Origin of the sequence: Caballeronia sp. J97, from assembly GCF_905220305.1 — a bacterium.
In the GTDB taxonomy this organism is placed as follows: domain Bacteria; phylum Pseudomonadota; class Gammaproteobacteria; order Burkholderiales; family Burkholderiaceae; genus Caballeronia.
Genome location: NZ_CAJMZL010000012.1, coordinates 170,715 through 190,068, shown reverse-complemented (window position 1 = coordinate 190,068; position 19,354 = coordinate 170,715). Strand labels below are relative to the sequence as shown.

Annotated in this window: 17 protein-coding genes; 8 read left to right on the top strand and 9 right to left on the bottom strand. The window is 64.3% G+C overall.

The window, feature by feature from the left end; all coding sequences use genetic code 11:
• The first annotated feature begins 47 nt into the window (after positions 1-47).
• Positions 48-1,157: a glycosyltransferase gene (locus U4Y90_RS17800; protein WP_321796421.1), complete on the top strand. Its 1,110-nt coding sequence runs from the start codon at positions 48-50 to the stop codon at positions 1,155-1,157.
• Positions 1,158-1,219: 62 nt separating this feature from the next.
• On the opposite strand, the gene U4Y90_RS17795 is transcribed toward U4Y90_RS17800, so the two are convergent.
• Complete coding sequence (locus U4Y90_RS17795) at positions 1,220-1,915, bottom strand: dienelactone hydrolase family protein (RefSeq protein ID WP_321796420.1); 696 nt, start codon at positions 1,913-1,915, stop codon at positions 1,220-1,222.
• 568 nt (positions 1,916-2,483) lie between these two features.
• Between U4Y90_RS17795 and U4Y90_RS17790 the strand changes: the two genes are divergently transcribed.
• Positions 2,484-3,905, top strand: coding sequence for a hypothetical protein (locus U4Y90_RS17790; protein WP_321796419.1), 1,422 nt, complete (start codon positions 2,484-2,486; stop codon positions 3,903-3,905).
• An 11-nt stretch (positions 3,906-3,916) separates the two neighbouring features.
• Here U4Y90_RS17790 and U4Y90_RS17785 read toward each other — a convergent pair whose 3' ends face one another.
• On the bottom strand, positions 3,917-4,375 hold the full coding sequence (locus U4Y90_RS17785) for a hypothetical protein (protein WP_321796418.1): 459 nt from the start codon (positions 4,373-4,375) through the stop codon (positions 3,917-3,919).
• Between the two features lie 198 nt (positions 4,376-4,573).
• Here U4Y90_RS17785 and U4Y90_RS17780 point away from each other — a divergent pair, with 198 nt between their 5' ends.
• Entirely contained in the window at positions 4,574-4,876 is a 303-nt protein-coding gene (locus U4Y90_RS17780; protein ID WP_321796417.1) for a hypothetical protein, read from the top strand.
• Between the two features lie 39 nt (positions 4,877-4,915).
• Here U4Y90_RS17780 and U4Y90_RS17775 read toward each other — a convergent pair whose 3' ends face one another.
• The 5 genes from U4Y90_RS17775 to U4Y90_RS17755 form a co-directional block, all read right to left on the bottom strand.
• Positions 4,916-7,156: a polysaccharide biosynthesis tyrosine autokinase gene (locus U4Y90_RS17775; protein ID WP_321796415.1), complete on the bottom strand. Its 2,241-nt coding sequence runs from the start codon at positions 7,154-7,156 to the stop codon at positions 4,916-4,918.
• A gap of 87 nt (positions 7,157-7,243) precedes the next feature.
• A complete protein-coding gene (locus U4Y90_RS17770) occupies positions 7,244-8,398 on the bottom strand; it encodes a polysaccharide biosynthesis/export family protein (protein WP_321796412.1) in 1,155 nt (384 codons plus the stop codon).
• Positions 8,399-8,448: 50 nt separating this feature from the next.
• Entirely contained in the window at positions 8,449-9,828 is a 1,380-nt protein-coding gene (locus U4Y90_RS17765; RefSeq protein ID WP_321796410.1) for an undecaprenyl-phosphate glucose phosphotransferase, read from the bottom strand.
• A 140-nt stretch (positions 9,829-9,968) separates the two neighbouring features.
• Complete coding sequence (locus tag U4Y90_RS17760; RefSeq protein WP_321796409.1) at positions 9,969-11,498, bottom strand: mannose-1-phosphate guanylyltransferase/mannose-6-phosphate isomerase; 1,530 nt, start codon at positions 11,496-11,498, stop codon at positions 9,969-9,971.
• 144 nt (positions 11,499-11,642) lie between these two features.
• Positions 11,643-12,641 (bottom strand): GlxA family transcriptional regulator, encoded by a 999-nt coding sequence (locus U4Y90_RS17755; protein WP_321796408.1) that lies wholly within the window; start codon positions 12,639-12,641, stop codon positions 11,643-11,645.
• 726 nt (positions 12,642-13,367) lie between these two features.
• Between U4Y90_RS17755 and U4Y90_RS17750 the strand changes: the two genes are divergently transcribed.
• The gene (locus U4Y90_RS17750; RefSeq protein WP_321796407.1) at positions 13,368-13,748 is read left to right on the top strand and encodes a hypothetical protein; all 381 of its coding nucleotides are present in this window, start codon (positions 13,368-13,370) and stop codon (positions 13,746-13,748) included.
• A gap of 20 nt (positions 13,749-13,768) precedes the next feature.
• Complete coding sequence (locus U4Y90_RS17745) at positions 13,769-14,221, top strand: GDP-mannose mannosyl hydrolase (RefSeq protein ID WP_321796405.1); 453 nt, start codon at positions 13,769-13,771, stop codon at positions 14,219-14,221.
• A gap of 85 nt (positions 14,222-14,306) precedes the next feature.
• Here the strand turns inward: U4Y90_RS17745 and galU are convergent, their stop codons facing one another.
• A complete protein-coding gene (gene galU / locus U4Y90_RS17740; protein WP_321796404.1) occupies positions 14,307-15,251 on the bottom strand; it encodes a UTP--glucose-1-phosphate uridylyltransferase GalU in 945 nt (314 codons plus the stop codon).
• A 310-nt stretch (positions 15,252-15,561) separates the two neighbouring features.
• Here galU and U4Y90_RS17735 point away from each other — a divergent pair, with 310 nt between their 5' ends.
• The 3 genes from U4Y90_RS17735 to U4Y90_RS17725 all read left to right on the top strand — a co-directional run bounded on the left by U4Y90_RS17735 (position 15,562) and on the right by U4Y90_RS17725 (position 18,298).
• Entirely contained in the window at positions 15,562-16,620 is a 1,059-nt protein-coding gene (locus U4Y90_RS17735; protein WP_321796402.1) for a GlxA family transcriptional regulator, read from the top strand.
• Positions 16,621-16,663: 43 nt separating this feature from the next.
• Positions 16,664-17,251 (top strand): phosphatase PAP2 family protein, encoded by a 588-nt coding sequence (locus U4Y90_RS17730; RefSeq protein ID WP_321796401.1) that lies wholly within the window; start codon positions 16,664-16,666, stop codon positions 17,249-17,251.
• Between the two features lie 126 nt (positions 17,252-17,377).
• Positions 17,378-18,298, top strand: a complete 921-nt coding sequence (locus U4Y90_RS17725; RefSeq protein ID WP_321796400.1) for a LysR family transcriptional regulator — start codon at positions 17,378-17,380, stop codon at positions 18,296-18,298.
• Here U4Y90_RS17725 and U4Y90_RS17720 read toward each other — a convergent pair.
• Positions 18,295-19,344 carry an ADP-heptose--LPS heptosyltransferase gene (locus tag U4Y90_RS17720; RefSeq protein ID WP_321796399.1) on the bottom strand — a complete coding sequence of 350 codons (1,050 nt, stop codon included), beginning with the start codon at positions 19,342-19,344 and terminating at the stop codon, positions 18,295-18,297. The two genes, U4Y90_RS17725 and U4Y90_RS17720, sit on opposite strands and share 4 nt — an antisense overlap.
• Positions 19,345-19,354: the final 10 nt, after the last annotated feature.

Sequence of the window (19,354 nt, the reverse complement as noted above, 5' to 3'; positions counted from 1 at the left end):
CGCCTGCGCTACGGCGCGGCGCCGATTTTTTCCAACGGTTCTATTTCATGCTTAGTTTCGCGCTTGCTTTTCTGGTCTCGCTGCTCGTGACCTTGTTGATCGTGCGCTTCGCACACCTGCAGGAAGGCGTGCTCGGCGACACCGATCTCGCCGGCGTGCAGAAGTTTCATGCGCGGCCCGTGCCGCGCATCGGCGGCGTGGGCATCCTCTGCGGGCTCGCCGCATCGGCGGTGCAGTTGCGATGGGGCTATCCGGCCGTGTCGGGCGGGATTCTCGGCATCGTCGCGTGCGGCCTGCCGGCGTTTCTCTCCGGGCTGATCGAAGACCTGACCAAGCGCGTCTCGCCGCTCGCGCGCCTCGTCTGCACGATGGCCGCGGCGGGCCTCGCCTACGCGTTCCTGAATATCGCGGTCACGCGCATCAGCGTGCCGCCGCTCGATTTCCTGCTGTCCTACGCGGTCGTTTCGTGCGCCGTCACGGTGCTCGCCGTCGCGGCGCTCGCGAACGCGGTGAATATCATCGACGGCTTCAACGGCCTCGCGTCGATGGTCAGCTTCATGATGTTCGCCTCGCTCGCCTACGTGGCGTTCCAGGTGCACGATCCCATTGTGTTGTCGGGCTCGCTCATCATGATGGGCGCGGTGATGGGCTTCTTCATCTGGAATTTCCCCGCCGGGCTGATCTTTCTCGGCGACGGCGGCGCGTACTTCGTCGGCTTCATGCTGGGCGAACTTTCGATCATGCTCGTGATGCGCAACCGCGACGTCTCCGCGTGGTATCCGGTCTTGCTCTTCATGTACCCGATCTTCGAGACGTGTTTCTCGATCTATCGCAAGAAGTTCATTCGCGGCATGTCGCCGGGCATTCCGGACGGCGTGCATCTGCACATGCTCGTCTACAAGCGTCTGATGCGCTGGGCCGTGGGCGTGAAGAACGCGCATGAACTGACGCGGCGCAACTCGCTGACATCGCCGTATCTGTGGCTGCTGTGCCTCATCGCCGTGATTCCCGCGACGCTCTTCTGGCGGCACACGGTGCATCTGTTCTGCTTCGTCGTCGTGTTCGCGGCGACCTACGTCTGGCTCTACATGAGCATCGTGCGCTTCAAGTCGCCGCGCTGGCTGGTGTTTCGCCGGCCGCATACGGTGAAGAAATGAGCCGTCTTTCGTGACGCTCGACGATCGGCGCCGCCCTCCGGGCGGCGTTTTCGTTTGCGGCCTTACGCCAGTTGTTGCTTGAAGAACGCGGCGGTTCGGCCGTTGGCGAGCTGCGCGGCCGCCGCGTCGTAATGGGTGCCCTGGTTGCGCGCGAACGCGTGATGACAGCCGGGATACGTGAACGCCTCGACATTCGCGTGGCCTTGCACCGCCGCGAGCACGCGATTGCGCGCGTCGGCGGGAATGAATTCGTCTTCTTCGGCGAGATGCAGCATGAGCGGCACCTTGATCTTCGGCAGTTCGGCGAGGTATTGATCGGTGCCGCCGCCGTAATAGGAAACCGACGCATCGACATCGGTGCGCGCCGCCGTGAGGAAGGACAGCAATCCGCCGAGACAGAATCCGACCGAGCCGATCTTGCCCTTCACCTGCGAGAGCCCGCGCGCGAAGCCGATGGTCGCCGCGATGTCCTCGACACCCGTGTTCACGTCGAATGCAGTGTAGTACTTCATCGCCTGCTGCCATTCGGCTTCGGTGCGGTCGGTGAGTTCGACGTTCGGTTCCAGCCGCCAGAAGAGATCGGGGCACAGCGCGACGTAACCCTGGCGCGCGTATTCGTCGCAGGTTTCGCGCATGTCGGCGTTGATGCCGAAAATCTCCTGAATCACGACGACGGCCGGCGCGGGCGTTTGCGCGGGATAGGCGACGTAGGCGTCGAAATTGCCGTCGGGCGTGGCGATGCTGAGCGTGTCGGACATGGAAGTCTCCTCGATGATGACGCGAGGCCATGATATCCAAACTTGCCCGAGCCGCACTCGGAACGTACCACTCCTTTCGGCGATGATCGCGAGTCCCCGGATGAATCGAATCGTGTCGATCGATCGGAGCCTTGCATGCGTGTCACGCCGGACAAGCCCATGCCATTGCCCTTCTGCGAGGGTCGTTTGTCGTCGAGTGGCTCGCGCGGCCAGAACCGCGCGTCCTCGTGGGCCTGCTTCCCGCACTGGCGGGTTACCTCGTACCGGCACGTGCACGCACATCGCGCATGTTGAGTGGTCTTTAGCCGGACATGTCCCTTCCGGCGATTCAATCTTCGGTCGATAAACCCCGGGCGATCCGCCAGAATGCCGTGCTTTGCGGACAGGGAACGGCCCCGCGCGAGGTCGACCGAACGCGGCCTCGAAACGGACCGGACGATGCGTGGTGCGGCGCACATGCGCATCCGTCGATTCGCGCCGAAGGCTAGTCGGCAGACGCCGCCGCGACGGCGCGCGCGAAACGCCGCTGATATATTCGACGCAAAAAATACGCTTACCCGGGGCCGTCATGCGCAACAAGTTCGCCGTTGTCTGGATCTGGCTTTGCCTGCTTCCGCTCGCGTTCGACCTCAGAGGCGTGGAGACGGCCAGCCGGGGCATCGACATTCTGCTCACCGTCACCGCGATGGCCGCGGCCTGCGCGATTCTGCTGATCGCGCCGCGCTTCGCGCGCCGCTCGCGCATGCGCGCGCTGGTCACGTCGCTCTTCCTGCTCACGATCTTCGGCAGCGTCGCCACGCAATGGCTGCAGGGCAACGACGCCGGCAACTATGCGCGCGTGATCCTGCCGTTCCTGCTGATGTTGCTCGGCTATTTTGTCGGCTGCCGTCCGTGGGACGCGCAGCGTCTCGCGCAGATCGAGCGCGCGATGATCTGGTCGGTGATCGCGTCGCTCGTGTTCGGCGTCGGCTTCGACCTGTCGATGAGCGATGGCATCGGCACCCTGGACATCCGCATCGTGCCGGCGGCGTTTCTCTGTCTGCAAGGGCTGCTGCTGCACGAATGCATCTTCGCGCGGCGCATCGCCAGGTTCGCCGGGCTGCTCTTTCTCGCGACGATCGTCATCGAGATTCTCTTCGGCGTGCCCAGCCTGCTCGCCGGCACCGCGCTGCTCATCGCTTATGCGACGTGGCTCGCCGCGCCGTCGATCAGGCCTTTCTTCACCGCCGGCCTGCGCGCGGTCGTGATCGTCGCGCTGCTCGGCGCGCTCGCCACCGCGACCGCCACGTTCTTCCCGAACATCGCCCAGCCGTGGCTGCAACGCCTGTCGTTCGTGCAGGACGCCCGGCCCGCGCGCGATCCGTTCGTCATCGCGCGTCTAGCTGAAATGAAGGATCAGGTCGATCAGACCACTTCATCGACGCTGTCGACGATCATCGGCATGGGCTACGGACACGACTATCGCTATGCGCCGTCGTATCTGCCGGATCTCGCCGACACGATCAGCGAGAAGGATTTCTACGCGTTCAGGCAATGGGCGGCCGGCCGCGACTTCTGGGTCTATCAGTTCTTCGCGGGGGGACTGCTGTTCGGGATCGCGTTGCCGATCGCGATTCTGTGGGCGCTCTGGCGCGGCTCGATGGCGTATCGCGCGTGGCGGCACAGCGCGCCCGATGCGCCCTGCCTGCCCGTGCTCGGACGCGCGCTCTTCGTGCTCGCCGCGCTGCCCGTCTCGTCGATCGGCGGCAATCCGCTCGGCGAGCGCTTCGCGGGCATCGTGTTCGGCGTCGCGCTGGGTCTCGTCGTCGCATCGTATGCGCGCATCGCTCACACGATGCACCTGCGCGCCGCCGAAGCGGCCGGGCGCAAGCCGCAACAACGTGGTCCGTTCTACGGCGCGCCGTCCGACATGCCTGCGCACGAGGAGCCGCTCACCGAGATTCTTCCGGCGAATCCGCCGCGCGCGTCCGGCACGCTGCCCGCGCGATAGCGCCTACCCGATCACTGCGCGGGCAGATGCGAGCGCAGATACGACGCGAAGCCGTTCTGCACGGAGATGATCTTCGTCGCGCAGTCGTCGAAATCCGACCCGCGCGCGCGCTCGTCTTCATACATGCCCTTGCATTGCGCGAAGAGCGAAATCGTCGCGCCATTGCCGCTCGCGACGCGCGTCGCCGAGAATACCGGCTTGCCGGTGCCCGATGGCATATCGGTTTCGATCGCGGCGTCGTCGGCGCGTGTCAGGCGTTCCTTCGAGTTCTGCTCGACGTAAGTCTTCGTGAGCTTCCAGGCTGCATCGCACTGGGCGGCGTCGCGGCATGCGACTGTCGCATTGCGCTGCGCCGTATCGAGCGACTGCTGCGAGAGCAGGAACGTGCGTTCCTTCTGCTGTTCCTTGTCGACGGACGAGCAGGCGGTGAGGGCAAGCGAAGCGAGTGCGAGAACAATGAGCTTTTTCACGGGCGGAAAGCTAAAAAACCAGGTCGGACGGCGATTATAACGACGCCCGCTTGCGCCGCACGTAATGCGCGGCCGTCTCGCGTGCCCGAATGGCCGCTCGTGCATGGCTTTTGGCGTCGGCCGAACGCGGGGCGCAATATGCTGTTTCGATGCGCGTGCACCGCCCGATCGCCGCGTCCGACCCGTCCGGAGGAGACCATGAAACACGCGCTACGCACGGCACTTTTGTCGCTGGCCATGACCGCGCTCGCGCCATCGTTCGCGCATGCGGGCGATGACGCCGATGCATCGCCGACGGACAAGCTGCTCGCGCAACAGAACGGCTATGTGGGCAATCCCGCGGCAGGCGCGCGGCTGCGTTCGGGGACTCACAAGGCGGATTCGAAGGCGATGATGATGCCGCGAAGCGCCGCCGCGACGCTCTATCCCGCGCCCCCGGGGCTGAAGGCTCCGGCGCCCACTGCGGCGCGGGCGCGCGACATCTACAAGTCGCCGTATTGAACGAGCGTCCGGGCGCTCGGGCCCGGACGCCGGAGCGTGCTACTCCGCGATGCTCTCGTAGCCGTAGTAACCGGCGTAGGTGCTGCCCATCAGCACCTTGGATTGCGGCACGTCGGTGAGCAGCACGCCCTTCATGTGCACGCCGCCGTGATACAGGCGCTTCATCGTTTCGCCGATTTCCTGCACCTGATTCTTGCCGTGCCGCACGACGAGCAGGCTCGTGCCCGCGTGCCGGCCGATCACCGTCGCATCGGTGACGGCGAGCACCGGCGGCGTATCGATGACCACGAGGTCATAGCGCTGTTTCAGTTCACCGAGGATTTCACCGAGCCGGTCGCTCGCGAGGAGCTCCGCCGGATGAGACGGCAGCGAGCCCTTCGGGATCAGATCGACGCCGGGCAGCACGTCGTGCACGATCACGTCCGCGGGGTCGGCGCCCATCAGCACTTCGGAGAGGCCCGGCGAATGAGGCACGCCGAAGTGCGAGTGGATGTCGCCGCGGCGCATGTCGGCGTCGATCAGCAGCACGCGCTTTCGCGTCGACGCGACGAGCGTCGCGAGATTCGCCGACAGGAACGACTTGCCCGCTTCAGGGCGCGAGCCCGTCAGCATCACGACGTTGTTGCGCGCATCGCCGAGTTGCAGTTGCAGCGACGTGCGCAGACTGCGGATGCCTTCGACGGCCGCGTCCTCCGGCGCCTGCGCGGCGAGCACGTGCAGCCCTTCGCGGCGCATGCCGACCTGGCGCTGCAGGCGAAGCTGCTGCGTGCTGCGCGGCACGATCGCGAAGACGCGCGTGCCCAGTTGCCGTTCGATGTCTTCGGGACGCTCGACGCCGCCCCACAACGCCTTGCGGATGAACGCGACGACGATGCCGAGCACGAGGCCGATGCCCGCCGAGATCAGGATCACGAGCGTGCGCTTCGGGCGCACGGGATCGTCGGCCGCTTGCGCGAGATCGACGATGCGCACGTTGCCGACCTGCCCCGCCTTCGCGATGCGCAATTGCTGCGCGCTGTTCAGCAGGTTCGTGTACAGCTCGCTGTTCGAGCGCACGTCGCGCGTATAGCGCAGCGCGGTCTGCTCGGTATCGGGCAACGTCGACACGTTCTTGCCGAGGCGCGTCTGCGCGGCAGTGAGCGCGGCGATCTGCGCATCGAGTGCCTGCACCGACGGGTGATTCGCGGTGAAGCGCAGCGACAGCTCCGCGCGCTGTTGCTGAAGGTCCGCGAGCTTCGTCTTGTTGTCGACGATCTGCTGCAGAAGCAGACGGCTTTCCTCCGAGAGATCCACCGAACCCTGCTTGTTGCGAAACGCGCTGTAGCGCTGTTCGGCTTCGTCGAGCTGCTTCTTCACGACCGGCAGTTGCTGCTCCAGGAACGCGAGCGTGTGCTCCGCTTCGGCCGAACGCTTCTGCGTGTCCTGCTGCACATACCGGTTCGCGATGTTATTGACGATCGCGGCAATTTGTTTCGGATTACTACCTTCCAAAGATACGCCGATAATGCCGGACTGCAGTGCGGTCTCCGCCACGGTCAGGCGCTTCTGCAAACGGTCGATGGTCGTGAGCGTCGAGAAGCGCTGCAAGTCGAACTGCACGCCGGGCCGGGCTGTCAGCCTGTCGACCTTGAGCGTCACCGGGCCGTGCGGCGTCACGGCGGACACTTCCTGGCCGACGTGACCAGTGAGGATGCCCACGCCGTCCGGATCATGCAGCACGTATGCGCCGTGCTCGCCCGCGACGAGCGTGAACTTCCGGTCATAGAGCTCCTTCGGCGTATCGAAGAGCGGCACGTCGATGTCTTCGCCGCCCCATGCGAAGCGCGACAGGTAGCCCTGCGGGACCGGTCGAGCCAACATCGCGAACACATCGCCGACGAGCTTGCCCACGACCGGCAACGAGCGCGGCGACGCGCTGATGTCGAGATGCAGACGCCGCACCGTGTCGTCGATGACGAGACGCGAGCGCAGAAGCTCGATCTGCGCGGCGGTCGGCGACTTCGCATCGGTGAGTTGCGGAACGACCGCCTGCAGCGCCTTGGCGCCGGCGTTCGCGTTGCTGGTGCTGCTGGCGTTGATGGTCTCGTCGACCTGGATCATCGCGTCGGCCTTGTAGACCGGCTGCGCGAGATAGGCATACGCGGTTCCGAGCGCGGTCACGGCGAGCATGACGACCGTCACGAGCTTCCAGTTGCGCATCACTGCGGCCACATAATCGGATAGACGCAATTCGTCGCCCGTCGATACGTCCACGTACCGCGTATCAAAGTTCATCGACATGATCTCGCTCGCTTGTATTTTTTGAGTCGAACAAAGATGCTCCGGCGCGCCCCCGCGCGCGCCGGTCAAACCCCTTCTGTCACACGCTTACTTCGTCAGCACGGCCGCCGTCAGACCCGCGTTGATGGCCGGCAGGAGCAGGTTCAGCACGCGCGAGAAGCGGACGAGCCCGCTGTTGTCCACATAGACGACGTCATGCGGCTGCAGCTCGAAGTTGTTCGCGAGCAGCATCGACACCGGAGAGAGAGCGTCGAGCTTGTAGACCTCCGGCTGGTCCGTCGCGCCGTTGCGGATCACGTACAGCTCGCGCGGATTCGACGTTTCCGGGTTGAAGCTGCCCGCCTGCGAGATCGCATCCGACAGCGTGAGCTTGCCGTTGCGCATCGGGATGACGGTCGCCGGCTTGGTCACTTCGCCCATCACGTAGACGCCGTTCTCGTCGCGCGAATCGACACGCAGCGCATCGCCCGGCTTGAGCATGATGTCCGACGGGCTGCGGCCCTTCGCCGTCATGCCGGCCATGTTGATGTTGTACGTGACGCCGTCGCGGATCAGCGTGACGCGGCTCTGGTCCGCCGTCGTCGCGAAGCCGCCCGCGCGCCCGATCGCCTCGGTGAGCGTCATCGGAATGTCGTTGATCTGCTGCGCGCCGGGCGTGCGCACGTCGCCGTCGATATACACCTGCGAGGCGCGGAAGGACGCGACGCGCACCGTCACCTGCGGCTTCACGAACACCTTCGAAAGCTGGGCGTACAGTTCGCGCTGAACCTGCGTCTCGGTCTTGCCCGCGACGTGCAGCGACCCGTTCACATACGGGAATTGCAGATTGCCGTCGGCATCGACGACGAAACCGGGCGCGGCATCGGAGGTGCGCGTCTGGTTCGCGGGCTGGCCGAGCGCGGCGACGAGTTCGGGGTGATCCCACACCGTGATCTGCAGCACGTCGCCGACGCCCAGCTTGTACGGCGCAGGCTTGCCGTACAGCGATGCGTTCGGATCGTTGCCCGGCGCCGGCTGCGCGCTGCGCATCTTCTTCACGAGCGCGGCGTCGATCGTCGTGATCGGAATGTTGGTCGTGCTGGCCGGATCGCCCTGATCGTTCGAGGTCTCGACGAGCTGGGCGGGCTTTTCCATGTGCATGCCCGGCGCGAGCCCGCAACCCGTCAGGATCACGGAAATGGAAGCTGCCGCAGCCAGGCTCGTGAGGCGGAAGATACGCGACACGTTGGTGTTGGCGGCCATGGAGGTGGTGCCCGGTTGTTGTTGGTTGTGCATAATGGTCGTCCCCTGCATCAGTAAGCGTTGGTGTGGCGTAGTCCCTTGAAGATCGTTGCGGCGATGATTCTCATATCGAGTCCGAACGACCAATTACCCAAATAGTACAAATCGTGAGCGACGCGTCCTTCCATCTTTTCGATCCGATCCGTTTCCCCACGAAAACCGTTGACCTGGGCCCAGCCGGTGATGCCTGGCTTGATCCGGTAACGATGGATGTACCCCGATACGACCTTCTGATACAGATCGTCATGTTCGAGCGCGTGTGGACGCGGGCCCACGACCGACATGTCGCCACGCAGAACGTTGAAGAACTGCGGTAGCTCATCGAGGCTGGTGCGGCGCAGGAACGCCCCCACACGGGTCACGCGCGGATCGTTGCGCGTGGCCTGGCGGAGCACTCCGGCCTGTTCCGTGTGCATGCGCATCGAACGGAACTTGTAGATGGTGAAGACGCGGCCGTCCGCGCCCTTGCGGTTTTGCCTGAACAGCACCGGCCCGCGCGAAGTCAGCTTGATCGCGAGCGCGATGCAGATCAGCGCCGGCGAGACGGCGATGATCGCGCCGAGCGCGAACACGCGGTCGAAGATTTCCTTTTGCAGCTGCGCGGATGCCGACAGCGGCGACGCGACGAGATTGATCGCGGGCTGGCCGAGCAGATCCGTCACGCCGCTTTCGAACAGCGCGAGGCTGCGCACGTCGGGAATGAAGCGCACGTTGAGCAGATCGTCGCGGAATTCGTTCACGAAGCGCAGGATCGTGCGCTCTTCGGAGAGCGGCAGCGCGAGCCACACTTCGTGCACGTTCTGCGTGCGCACGAAGCTGACGAAGGCGTCGAAGTCGTCGTAGACCGGCACGCGCGCGTTCAGCCGCGCCTTGCCCGGCGCCGCGTTGAACGCCGCGCGCATGCGAAAGCCCGTGTCCTGCGAGCGTTCGATCTTGCGCAGGATCGAATCGCAATGTCTGCCGCAACCGACGATGGCCACCTGCTGCAGGTTCAGCCCCGCGTTGCGCATGTGCGCGAGGATCGCGTGCGAGATGAGACGGCCGGCGATCATGAGGCCGCCGGACATCGCGGTCCAGTAAGCGAACCAGAGGCGCGACACATAGTCGAGCCGGTGCAGGGAGAACATCAGCGCGAGCGCGCAACCCTGCACGACGAGCCAGCCGAGCGAGACCTGACAGGCGAGCTGAAGCTTGCTGCGGCCGCGCCACGACTGGTAGACGCCGAAGCCAGGAAAGAGCGCGAGCGAGAACGCCGCCGCGAATGCGACGAACGCCACCGAATAGGTGTGTGCCTCGATGTACTCGAACCTGATCTGCGACGCCACTGCCGCACCGCCGACGATCATCACGACGTCGAACAGGCGCGCGAGCAATCCCTGTAAATCGCGCATGTCTATTTTCCCCGAACGCAATCAGCCCTTTACTGCCCTCTTCAGTCTCCTCCTCGCGTTAGCCCCGTCTTTTAGCCTGCAAGCGGTTGCAAGAAAGTCTGCTGCCTGATGATCCGTCACTGCCATCGACCTTCGACTGCTCAACTGCGGCCGTAGGTGTCGTCGAAGCGCACGATGTCGTCTTCGCCGAGATAGCTCCCTGACTGCACTTCGATGATTTCGAGCGGCACCTTGCCCGGATTCTCCAGACGATGCCGCACGCCGAGCGGAATGAACGTCGATTCGTTCTCGCTCAGCAGGAACTGCTCTTCGCCGCGCGTGACGAGCGCCGTGCCGCATACGACGACCCAGTGCTCCGCGCGATGGTGATGCATCTGCAGCGACAGCTTCGAGCCCGGCGACACGACGATGCGCTTCACCTGGAAACGCTCGCCATGCTCGATCGAATCGTAGAAACCCCAAGGACGGCGCACCTTGCGATGCGTGTCCGCTTCCGGCGCATGTTGCTCGCGGATGCGCGCAACCAGCCCCTTGATGTCCTGTACGCGCGAACGGTCCGCGACGAGCACGGCGTCGTCGGTCTCGACGACGATCACGTTGGTCGTGCCGACGCACGCGACGAGCCGCCCGCCTTCGGAGCGCGCATAGCTCGAGGTCGCGCCTTCGAACACCACGCGGCCGCTCGCGACATTGCCCGACTCGTCCTTGTCCATCGCGTCCCATACGGCGTCCCACGAGCCGAGATCGGACCAGCCCGCGACGAGCGGCACGACGATCCCGTCGCAGGGTCTCGTCGGCGTGCCGATGTGCTCCATCACCGCGTAATCGATCGAGTCCGACGGCGCGCGGCCGAACTGCGCCGCTTGCGGACGGAAGAACTTGCCGTCTTCCGCGCCTTCCTCCGCGGCGGCCGAGCAGGCCGCGTGCATGTCGGCGTTCAGCTTCTTGAGCGCCGCGAGCCACACGCTCGCGCGCACGACGAAGATGCCGCTGTTCCACCAGTACGTGCCCGCCGCGACGTATTGCGCGGCGAGCTCGGCCGCGGGCTTCTCGACGAAGCGGTCGATCGCGTGCGCGCCGTCGTCGAGCGCCGCGCCCAGGCGGATATAGCCGAAGCCGGTGTCGGGACGCGTCGGCGGAATGCCGAGCGTCGCGATCACGCCGCGCTCCGCATGCTCCGCCGCGATCGCGATCGCGCGATGCAGCGCGGGAATATCGGCGATGGAGTGATCGGCGGGCATCGCGACCATGATCGCGTCCTCGCCGTTCTTCATCGCGGCGAGCGCCGCGAGCGTGAGCGCGGGCGCGGTGTCGCGGCGCGCCGGCTCGACGATGATGCGTGCGTCGACGCCGCTCTCGCGCGTCTGCTCTTCCGTCGTGAAACGATGCTCCTCGCCGCAGACGATGATCGGCTCGCCATCGACCTTGAAGTCGCCCGAAAAGCCTTTCAGCCGCGATACCGTAGCCTGCAACAGCGAGTCACGCCCGACGACGCCGATCAACTGCTTCGGGAATTGTTCACGCGACATCGGCCACAGGCGCGTGCCCGAGCCGCCGGCGAGGATCACGGGGACGAGGCGTCGGCACGGCCCGGCCACCTTGGCCGGGCCTGCCTCCACACCCGCTGCTCCCTGCTCCACCCCACCTTCCGTGCGTGCTTCATTCGTCATAGAGGACTCCTGCCTGCCTGTTCATCCGAACGGTGATGCCGTCCGGGAAATGATTAAGTGCCGGACCGATCAGGTCCGGTCAAAGGTCCGACGTTTTACGCCATAGTCGGCGCGTGAGCGGCCCACATCACACTTTCGCGCGGGTCAGCCGTTCGCCTCGCGCCTGCTCTGCATCCGGTATTCCGTCGGCGAGATCAGCAGGCGCTTGCGGAAAATCTTCGCGAGCCTGTCGCCGTTGCCCATGCCGCTTCTGCGCGCGATCTTGTCGACCGGCAGCTCCGAATCCGTCAGAAGCGCACAGGTCACGGCGAGGCGCGCCTGCAACAAATAATCGGATGGCGTGATGCCCATCTCGATCTTGAAGCGGCGCAAAAAGTTGCGCTCGCTCATCGCGGCCACCTGCGCCGCATCGACGACCGAAATCGGCCGTTCACAGTTGTCCTGCAACCAGCGCGCCGCCGCGCGGATCTTGTCGCCCGCGGACGCCGCGCCGCTGTCGCCGAGAATCGACACGAGCTTCGCCGCCGAACCCGGCATCAGGCGCTCGGCGACGCTGCGCGACACGTCGATGCCCAGATCGCGCTTCACGATCAGCAGCGCGCCTTTCATCGATTCGTAGCGATCGCCGGCATCGCCCTGCTGTTCGTCGCGCACGAGCTGAATCGCGTTGCCGTAGCGCGCCTGCGCATCCTGCGCCTGGCCGATACCGGCGGCATCGAGCACCTTGCGGCCTTCGGCGATCGCTCGCACGACGGTCGTCTTCGTCTGCACGCGACGCAGCCATTCGATGATGCGATCGTCCTTCGCTGCCTCTTCCGCGCCGCGGCCGCCCGCCACGAAAAGCGCGTCGAAGCCGCCGTAATGGCGCGCATCCAGGCCGTCCGTCCACACGCGCACCGATGACGAACAGGCCACGTTGCCGCCCTCGACGGACAGAAAGCGCACGTCGTAGGTGCAGTCCGGTCGCGACTTCGCCGACGAGAACTCGTTCGCCATGTGGAAGACCTCCGCGACGATTCCCGCGCCGAGCAGGGAAAAGCCGTCGAACAGCAAGATCGCGACCTGGCGAACCTCGGCTTGCGAGGCATTCGTCGCGGGGGGCGTCCAACCCATGACTGCGGGTTCTAGAGTGGCGTAAGGCATGGTCATCCTCTGCAGCTTTGTTTCCTGGAAGGCGCGGAAGAGTTGTTCGGCCATTGCGGCGCATCAATGGACTTTCCCGAACTTCGCCGGGTTGCCGTGACCGATTGGAACGAAGTGTTGGCGGAATCGATCCGCTGGCTTGAATAATAAGCAGACAATCTATTTTGTGCTCTAGATTTTCGCGCTTAAACCACAAAATCTGTTCCGCTGTGAGGGTGAGCGCACATTGAAATCCCTCCCCAAATTCCGCAAAGACCGTTTTCAACGCATGAATTACAAATATGGATTTGTCATACAAACTTTCATGACGCGCTTAGCGCAATTCAATTGCCGTGCCGCCAGATCGGACAGACAGGCGACCGCGAACGCCCGAATGACGGCCCTGTGCGGATCGCGAGGCGGCTTCGTCATCCTGTCGGATCATGAAAATTGATTCATTTTTGAAACATGGATCGATATCTAAAGCGGACGTTCGTTCCGTCAGAATCGGAAATTTTTGGTTCTGCCGTTACATTTGGGAACCACATGTAATCGGAATTTCGAGTGCCGATTTAAAACATCAATTAGATTGCCGATTAATCAACGGCGATTTTCCATTAACCACTCGCTGAAGGAGCGAGACATTTTTAATTGACCAATATTATTTTTATTCGACAGCGCAATGCGGTATTTTCATATGAGGTTAAATGCTGCGGCGCAATGCGTGACGGAAGGCGCTGAACCCGCATGAACGCGGGACTTGAGCACGGTCGCTATCGGCCATCGGTTAGCATTTTTGCGGCGGCGCACGCTTTGACACTATTTGTCGAATCGTCCAATCAAAGCATTTCAATCCTCGGTCGAATGCCGCCGGATTTCGACCGCACGTTCGCGATCGGCGCCGCGCGGATTTTTACGCGGCCGGCCGACCTCCCAATCGGTCAAGTTTTCCGTCCTTGCGATCGAATTCGACGCGCGCGCTCGTCACCCTTGCTTGTTTCACTCGTGAGAATCGATCCGCGCGTGTTGATGCGCAGCGCGCGAAGGCGCTTTTTTCAGACGAAGCAGATCGCCGCGTGCGCATGCGCACGGTCATGCGATGCGGCAGGCATCATCGTTTGCGCTTGAAGTTCCAACACGGAGCGACGATGCTGAGCAACGCGGATTTCCTGACGGTGGTGCGGCTCACGCCGCTCGTGGCGATCGACCTCATCGTCACCGACGGCAACCGGCGCATCCTCGTGGGCCATCGGCGCAATCGTCCGGCGCAAGGCACGTGGTTCGTACCGGGCGGGCGCATCGCCAAGAACGAATCGCTCGATGCCGCGTACAAGCGCATCGTCAGCAACGAGCTCGGCGTGGCCAGCGCGCAGCGTTCGGCCGCGCGCTTCTTCGGCGTCTACGAGCATCTCTACGACGACAACTTCGCCGGCGCCGATGGCATCGGCACGCATTACATCGTGCTCGCCTACGCGATGACGCTGAGCGGCAAAGTTCCGATCGGCCGTTTCGATCAGCACAGCGACTATCGATGGTTTCTGCCCGACGAACTGCTCGCCCGCGACGACGTCCACGAGAACACGAAGGCCTACTTCCGCTGATCCGCGTCCGCGTGAAGCGTCAGCGCGTCCCAAAAGACAAACGGCGCGCATCGCTGCGCGCCGCCCGCCCTACCGCCAAGAAACTTCAGGCATCGATCGCCGGACATTCGCCGACGTCGTTCACTTCCGATGCGAGCGCTTCGAACAGCGCTTCTTTCTTCACGCCGAATTCCGCGCGCAGGTAGCGCTCGAATTCATCGCGCACTTCCGGATGACGCAGCGCGAACTCCACCGTCGCCTTCAGATAGCCGAGTTTGCTGCCGCAATCGAATCGCTTGCCTTGATAACGGTACGCAAGCACCTGTTCTTGAGCGAGCAACGCGGCGATCGCATCGGTGAGCTGAATTTCGCCGCCCGCGCCGGGCGTCTGATTGCGCAGGAATTCGAAGACGCGCGGCATCAGCACATAACGCCCGACCACGCCGAAGTTCGACGGCGCGAGCGCGGGCTCGGGCTTCTCGACCACGCGCGAAAGCTTGAAGAGACCATCGTCCCAAGGCTTGCCATCGATCACGCCATACGAGCGCGAATCCTTGCGATCGATCTCCTCCACGCCGATCACCGACGAATGGTAGTGATCGAACACGCCGACCATTTGCGAGAGCACGGGCGGTTCGCCGTCGAGCAGATCGTCGGCGAGGATCACCGCGAACGGCTCGTTGCCGACGAGCTTCTCCGCGCACAACACCGCGTGGCCGAGACCGAGCGCTTCGGCCTGACGCACGTAGAAGCAGTCGACATGACTCGGCTTGATGCTCCGCACGAGGTCGAGCAGCTTCTGCTTGCCGCGCGCTTCCAGTTCGGCTTCGATCTCATAGGACTTGTCGAAGTGGTCCTCGATCGCGCGCTTGCTTCGTCCGGTGACGAAGATCATTTCGGTGATGCCCGCGGCCATTGCCTCTTCGACCGCGTACTGAATCAACGGCTTGTCCACGACAGGCAGCATCTCCTTCGGGCTGGCTTTGGTCGCGGGAAGAAATCGCGTGCCCAGACCGGCCACCGGAAACACCGCCTTGCGTACCTTTAGCATCCATTTACCTCGTCTGATGGTTGCGAAAAGGGTTGCACGACGCGTCGTGGAGCGTTCGTGACACCCCTCTTCTTGTCGAAAACACATCGCCCGATATCGTCAGACGACAGCATTGATGCGAGCATATTCCGTGAGTATCGAGATCATCTGCCAACAGTTCGTCAAATTCGGACTGGGGACGCGGCGAGCGTCGGACGCCGCGTATAGTCGATCCGTGTAAGCTCACTTTCCCGCTACTTGCGTTCCTTCATGGTTCGGACCCGGGCAACGGCGCGACAACGCCCGCTGCGGTTCGCACAGGGAGAAGTCGATGGTGTACGCCAATGGTACGGGCAGGCTTCAGGTCGTGCGCGCGGTCGCGCCCGACACGCCGTCCGCCGACATGGCCAGCGCGGCGAAGCGGATCGGCATTCTGATCTTCGAGGACTTCTCGCTCGTCGAGGTCAGCTCGATCTCCGAGGTCTTCTCGGTCGCCAATCAGGTGCGCCTGCCCGCCGACGCCGGCGGCCGCGCCGAAGCGCCGAACTACTCGCTGCTATTCCTGTCGAGTGAAGGTGGCAGCGTGGCGAGCAGTTGCTCGATGCGCATCTGGACCGAAAGTCTCGAAACACGCTGGATGAACGAATGCGACGCGCTCTTCATCGCGGGCGGCGTCGGCGCGCGGCATGCGCGCAACGACGCCGCGCTGAGAAAGCGGCTCGGACGCGTGGCGCCGAAGATTCCGTTCATCAAGGCGATCGGCGAAGGCGCGCACATTCTCGCGGCGGCCAACCTCGGCGTGCAGAACCGCTCGCTCGATTTCACCGGCGAATCCGAGGAGCGCGCGCTTGCGTCGACATTGTCGAATCCGCTTTTCATCGCCGAGCAGATGCTTTCGCTCGACGATCCGAAAGGGCCGATCGCGGCGGCGCTGTCGATCATCAAGCGAGATCACGGCGCGGCGTTCGCGCGCGAGGTCTCGGAGCGCTCCGTTCCCGGCGCGTGGCAAAAGCTCGCCGCCGTGCTCGACGACACCGAAGCCGGCGGCGTGCGCCAGAAGATCGAAGCCGCCGCGCGCTGGCTGCGCGAGAACTATGTGCGACCGATCTCGATCACCGATGCCGCGCGCGTCGCCGCGATGAGCGAGCGCAATTTTCTGCGCCGCTTCAAGGCGCAGATCGGGCTCACGCCATCGGAGTATTTGCTGCGCGCGCGGCTCGATGCGAGCTGCATGTTGCTGGCCGCGACCGATCTGCCGATCGACAAGATCGCGCGCCGTTGCGGCGCGGGCAGCGGCGACGGCCTCGCGAAGATCTTCCGCAAGCGGCTCTCGATCTCGCCGACCGAATACCGGATGGCGGGCCGCCGAAGACAGGGCGACAGCTCATAAGCGGGTTCGATCAGGCCCGTGAGCTCACCTGAAACTGATACGCATGGAATCAAAGGTACTCTGGACTCTCTCGAATCTCGGCGACGCGGCCTTCCTCCTTCCGCTCGCCATCGTCTGCGCACTGTGGCTGCGCACCGTCGACGCGCGCCTCGCGGTGCGCTGGGCCGTCCTGCTCGCGATTGGCATGGGGCTGGTCGGTCTGTCGAAAATTCTCTATGCAGGCTGCGGCGTGGAAATCGCCGCCATCCAGTTGCGCATGATCAGCGGTCACACGATGCTCGCCGCGTCGATCTATACCGTCGCGGGCGGCCTGCTGTTCGGCGGCTTCGGCGGCGGCTGGCATCGGCTGGGCGCGACGGGCGGGCTCGCGCTCGCCGCGGCGATCGGCGCGAGCCGTATCATGCAGGACGCGCACACGCCCGCCGAAGTCGTCGCGGGCTGGGTGCTCGGGGCGGTCATCGCCGCCCTCTTCCTCGCGCGCGTCTTCGAAGAGCCGCGCAAGATGCCGCGCGCGCTCGCCGCGGGTTGCGGGCTGCTGGCCGTTTCATCGATCGCCTACGGCCATCACGCGCCGTTTCAACGGATGATCGAACACTACTCCTGGTGGCTCTGTCAGGGACTCGGGCTCTGAGCTCGCCGCCTGTTCAATTGCGGCGCATGCGCGTGCGATCCCAAGTATGATCGTCGCTTGAAATTGCTGGCTCTCCTTTCGCGCGCGCCCATTCCGAGGCGCGCGATCACGTTTCCGGAACCGAGCATGGACCGCTTTCTCGCAATGAAAGTCTTCGCGCGGGTCGTGGAGGCGGGCAGTTTCTCCAAGGCCGCCGACGCCCTGCGCCTGCCTCCCGCAAGCGTTTCGCGCACGCTCCAGGCGCTCGAAGCGCATCTCGGCGCACGCCTCATCAATCGCACGACGCGCAGCATCAGCATTACCGAAGACGGCGAAGCCTATTACGAGCGCTGCGTGCGCGTGCTCGGCGAAGTGGATGACATGGAAGCGTCGCTGTCGCATTCGAAGCTGAGTCCCAAGGGCAACGTCAAGGTGAGCCTGCCGCAGGTGATGGCGAAGAACACGATCATTCCCGCGCTGCCGGAATTCTTCGCCGCGTATCCGGACATCGGCGTCGAGCTGCTGCTCACCGACCGGCAAGTGGATCTCGTCGAGGAAGCGGTCGATTGCGTCGTGCGCGTGGGCGCGGTCGGCGACGTCGGCCTCGTCGCCAAACGCATCGGCGCTTATTCGCAGATCACGTGCGCATCGCCGGGATATATCGAAAAGCACGGCGAGCCGGCATCGCTCGACGATCTCGACCGGCATCTCGCCGTCGGCTACGTGCTGAACAACTCGGGACGCGTGCGCAACTGGGAGTTCGTCGTCGATGGCGAAACGCGCACTGTCGCGATGAAGCACAAGATCGCCGTGAACGATGGCGACTCGTATATCGCCGCGGGCGTCAACGGACTCGGGCTGATCCAAAGTTCGAGCTATACGCTCGATCCGCTCATCAAAAGCGGTGCGCTCAGGGAAGTGCTGCGGGAGTATCCGTCGTATCCGCGCGTGGTGTCGGTGCTGTATGCAGCCAATCGCCATCAGCCGCGCCGCGTGCGCGTGTTCATCGACTGGGTCGCCGAGCTGTATGCGCGCCTGCCGTCGTTTCAGGTGAGCAAGACGAACTAAAGACTCAGGCCAGGTTCGACGACGCCGCGCGCGAAAGGCATCGCGCTCCAGTCGTAGTCGCGACAGGCGCGTTCGAGCGCGTCGAGATCGGCGGGTCGCGCGCTCGCGTGAATGCCCTGCAGATGCGGCAACGCGAATTCGACCGCGACGCAGTTCGCGTAATCGCGCGCGCGCATGACGGCGGGAATGGTCGTGAAGAACGCGGTCGTCGGCACGCCGAAGCCTGCCGCGACATGCAGCGCCGCGGTATCCGCCGTGACGAGATAGCGCGCGTGCCCGATCCACGCGAGGAAATCGTCCGTGTCGGTGGAAAGCGAAGCGATGTCGCGATAGCGCGGATGATCGACCGCGCCGAAACCCATGACCGGCAGGCCGGTTTCATCCGCGAGACGCGCGACGATTTGCGCGCGCACCGATGCCGGAATGCTGCGCACCGGCGTGCTCGCGTCCGGACAGAAAAGCGCGTAGGGCCCGCTCGCCGCCGCCGCAGGCAACGGCACATCGGCGAGCCAGCGATTGCGCTTGTCGTCGGCGGCGATGCTGTCGGGTGCGACGCCCATCGCCCAGAGGAAGAAATCGATCATCGGCATCGAGGCGAAGCTCGGCCAGAAAAGCTGATTGCCGATATCGATCTTCAATTCATCGGCGGGCAGGCTCGCGAGCGGCACGGGAAGCGCCACGACATCGCCCGAACGCGGCGCGGCGAGTTCATAGAGCCGCTGCACGTAGCGCGGCGCGCGCGCCGGCCGGTAGATCGTGAACCGAAGATGCGGATGGAGACGCTTCACGGCGAAGAGCGCCGAAAGCCCGATGATCGAATCGCCCAGCGTGACGCCGAACGCATTGACGAGATGCACGCGGCTCGCGCGCGCGTAGTCGGCATCGAAGGACACGCGGCCCGCGTTCAGGATGGCGGCGGGCAAGGCGGCGTAACCGGAGGCATCGGCGTGCGCGACTTCCAGATCGTACGGCGCGACGATCTCGCCGCGCGGCGACAATAGCGAACCCGCGTGGGTCAGCGCATGAACTTCGTCGAGCGTCGTCATGCGCGACCCT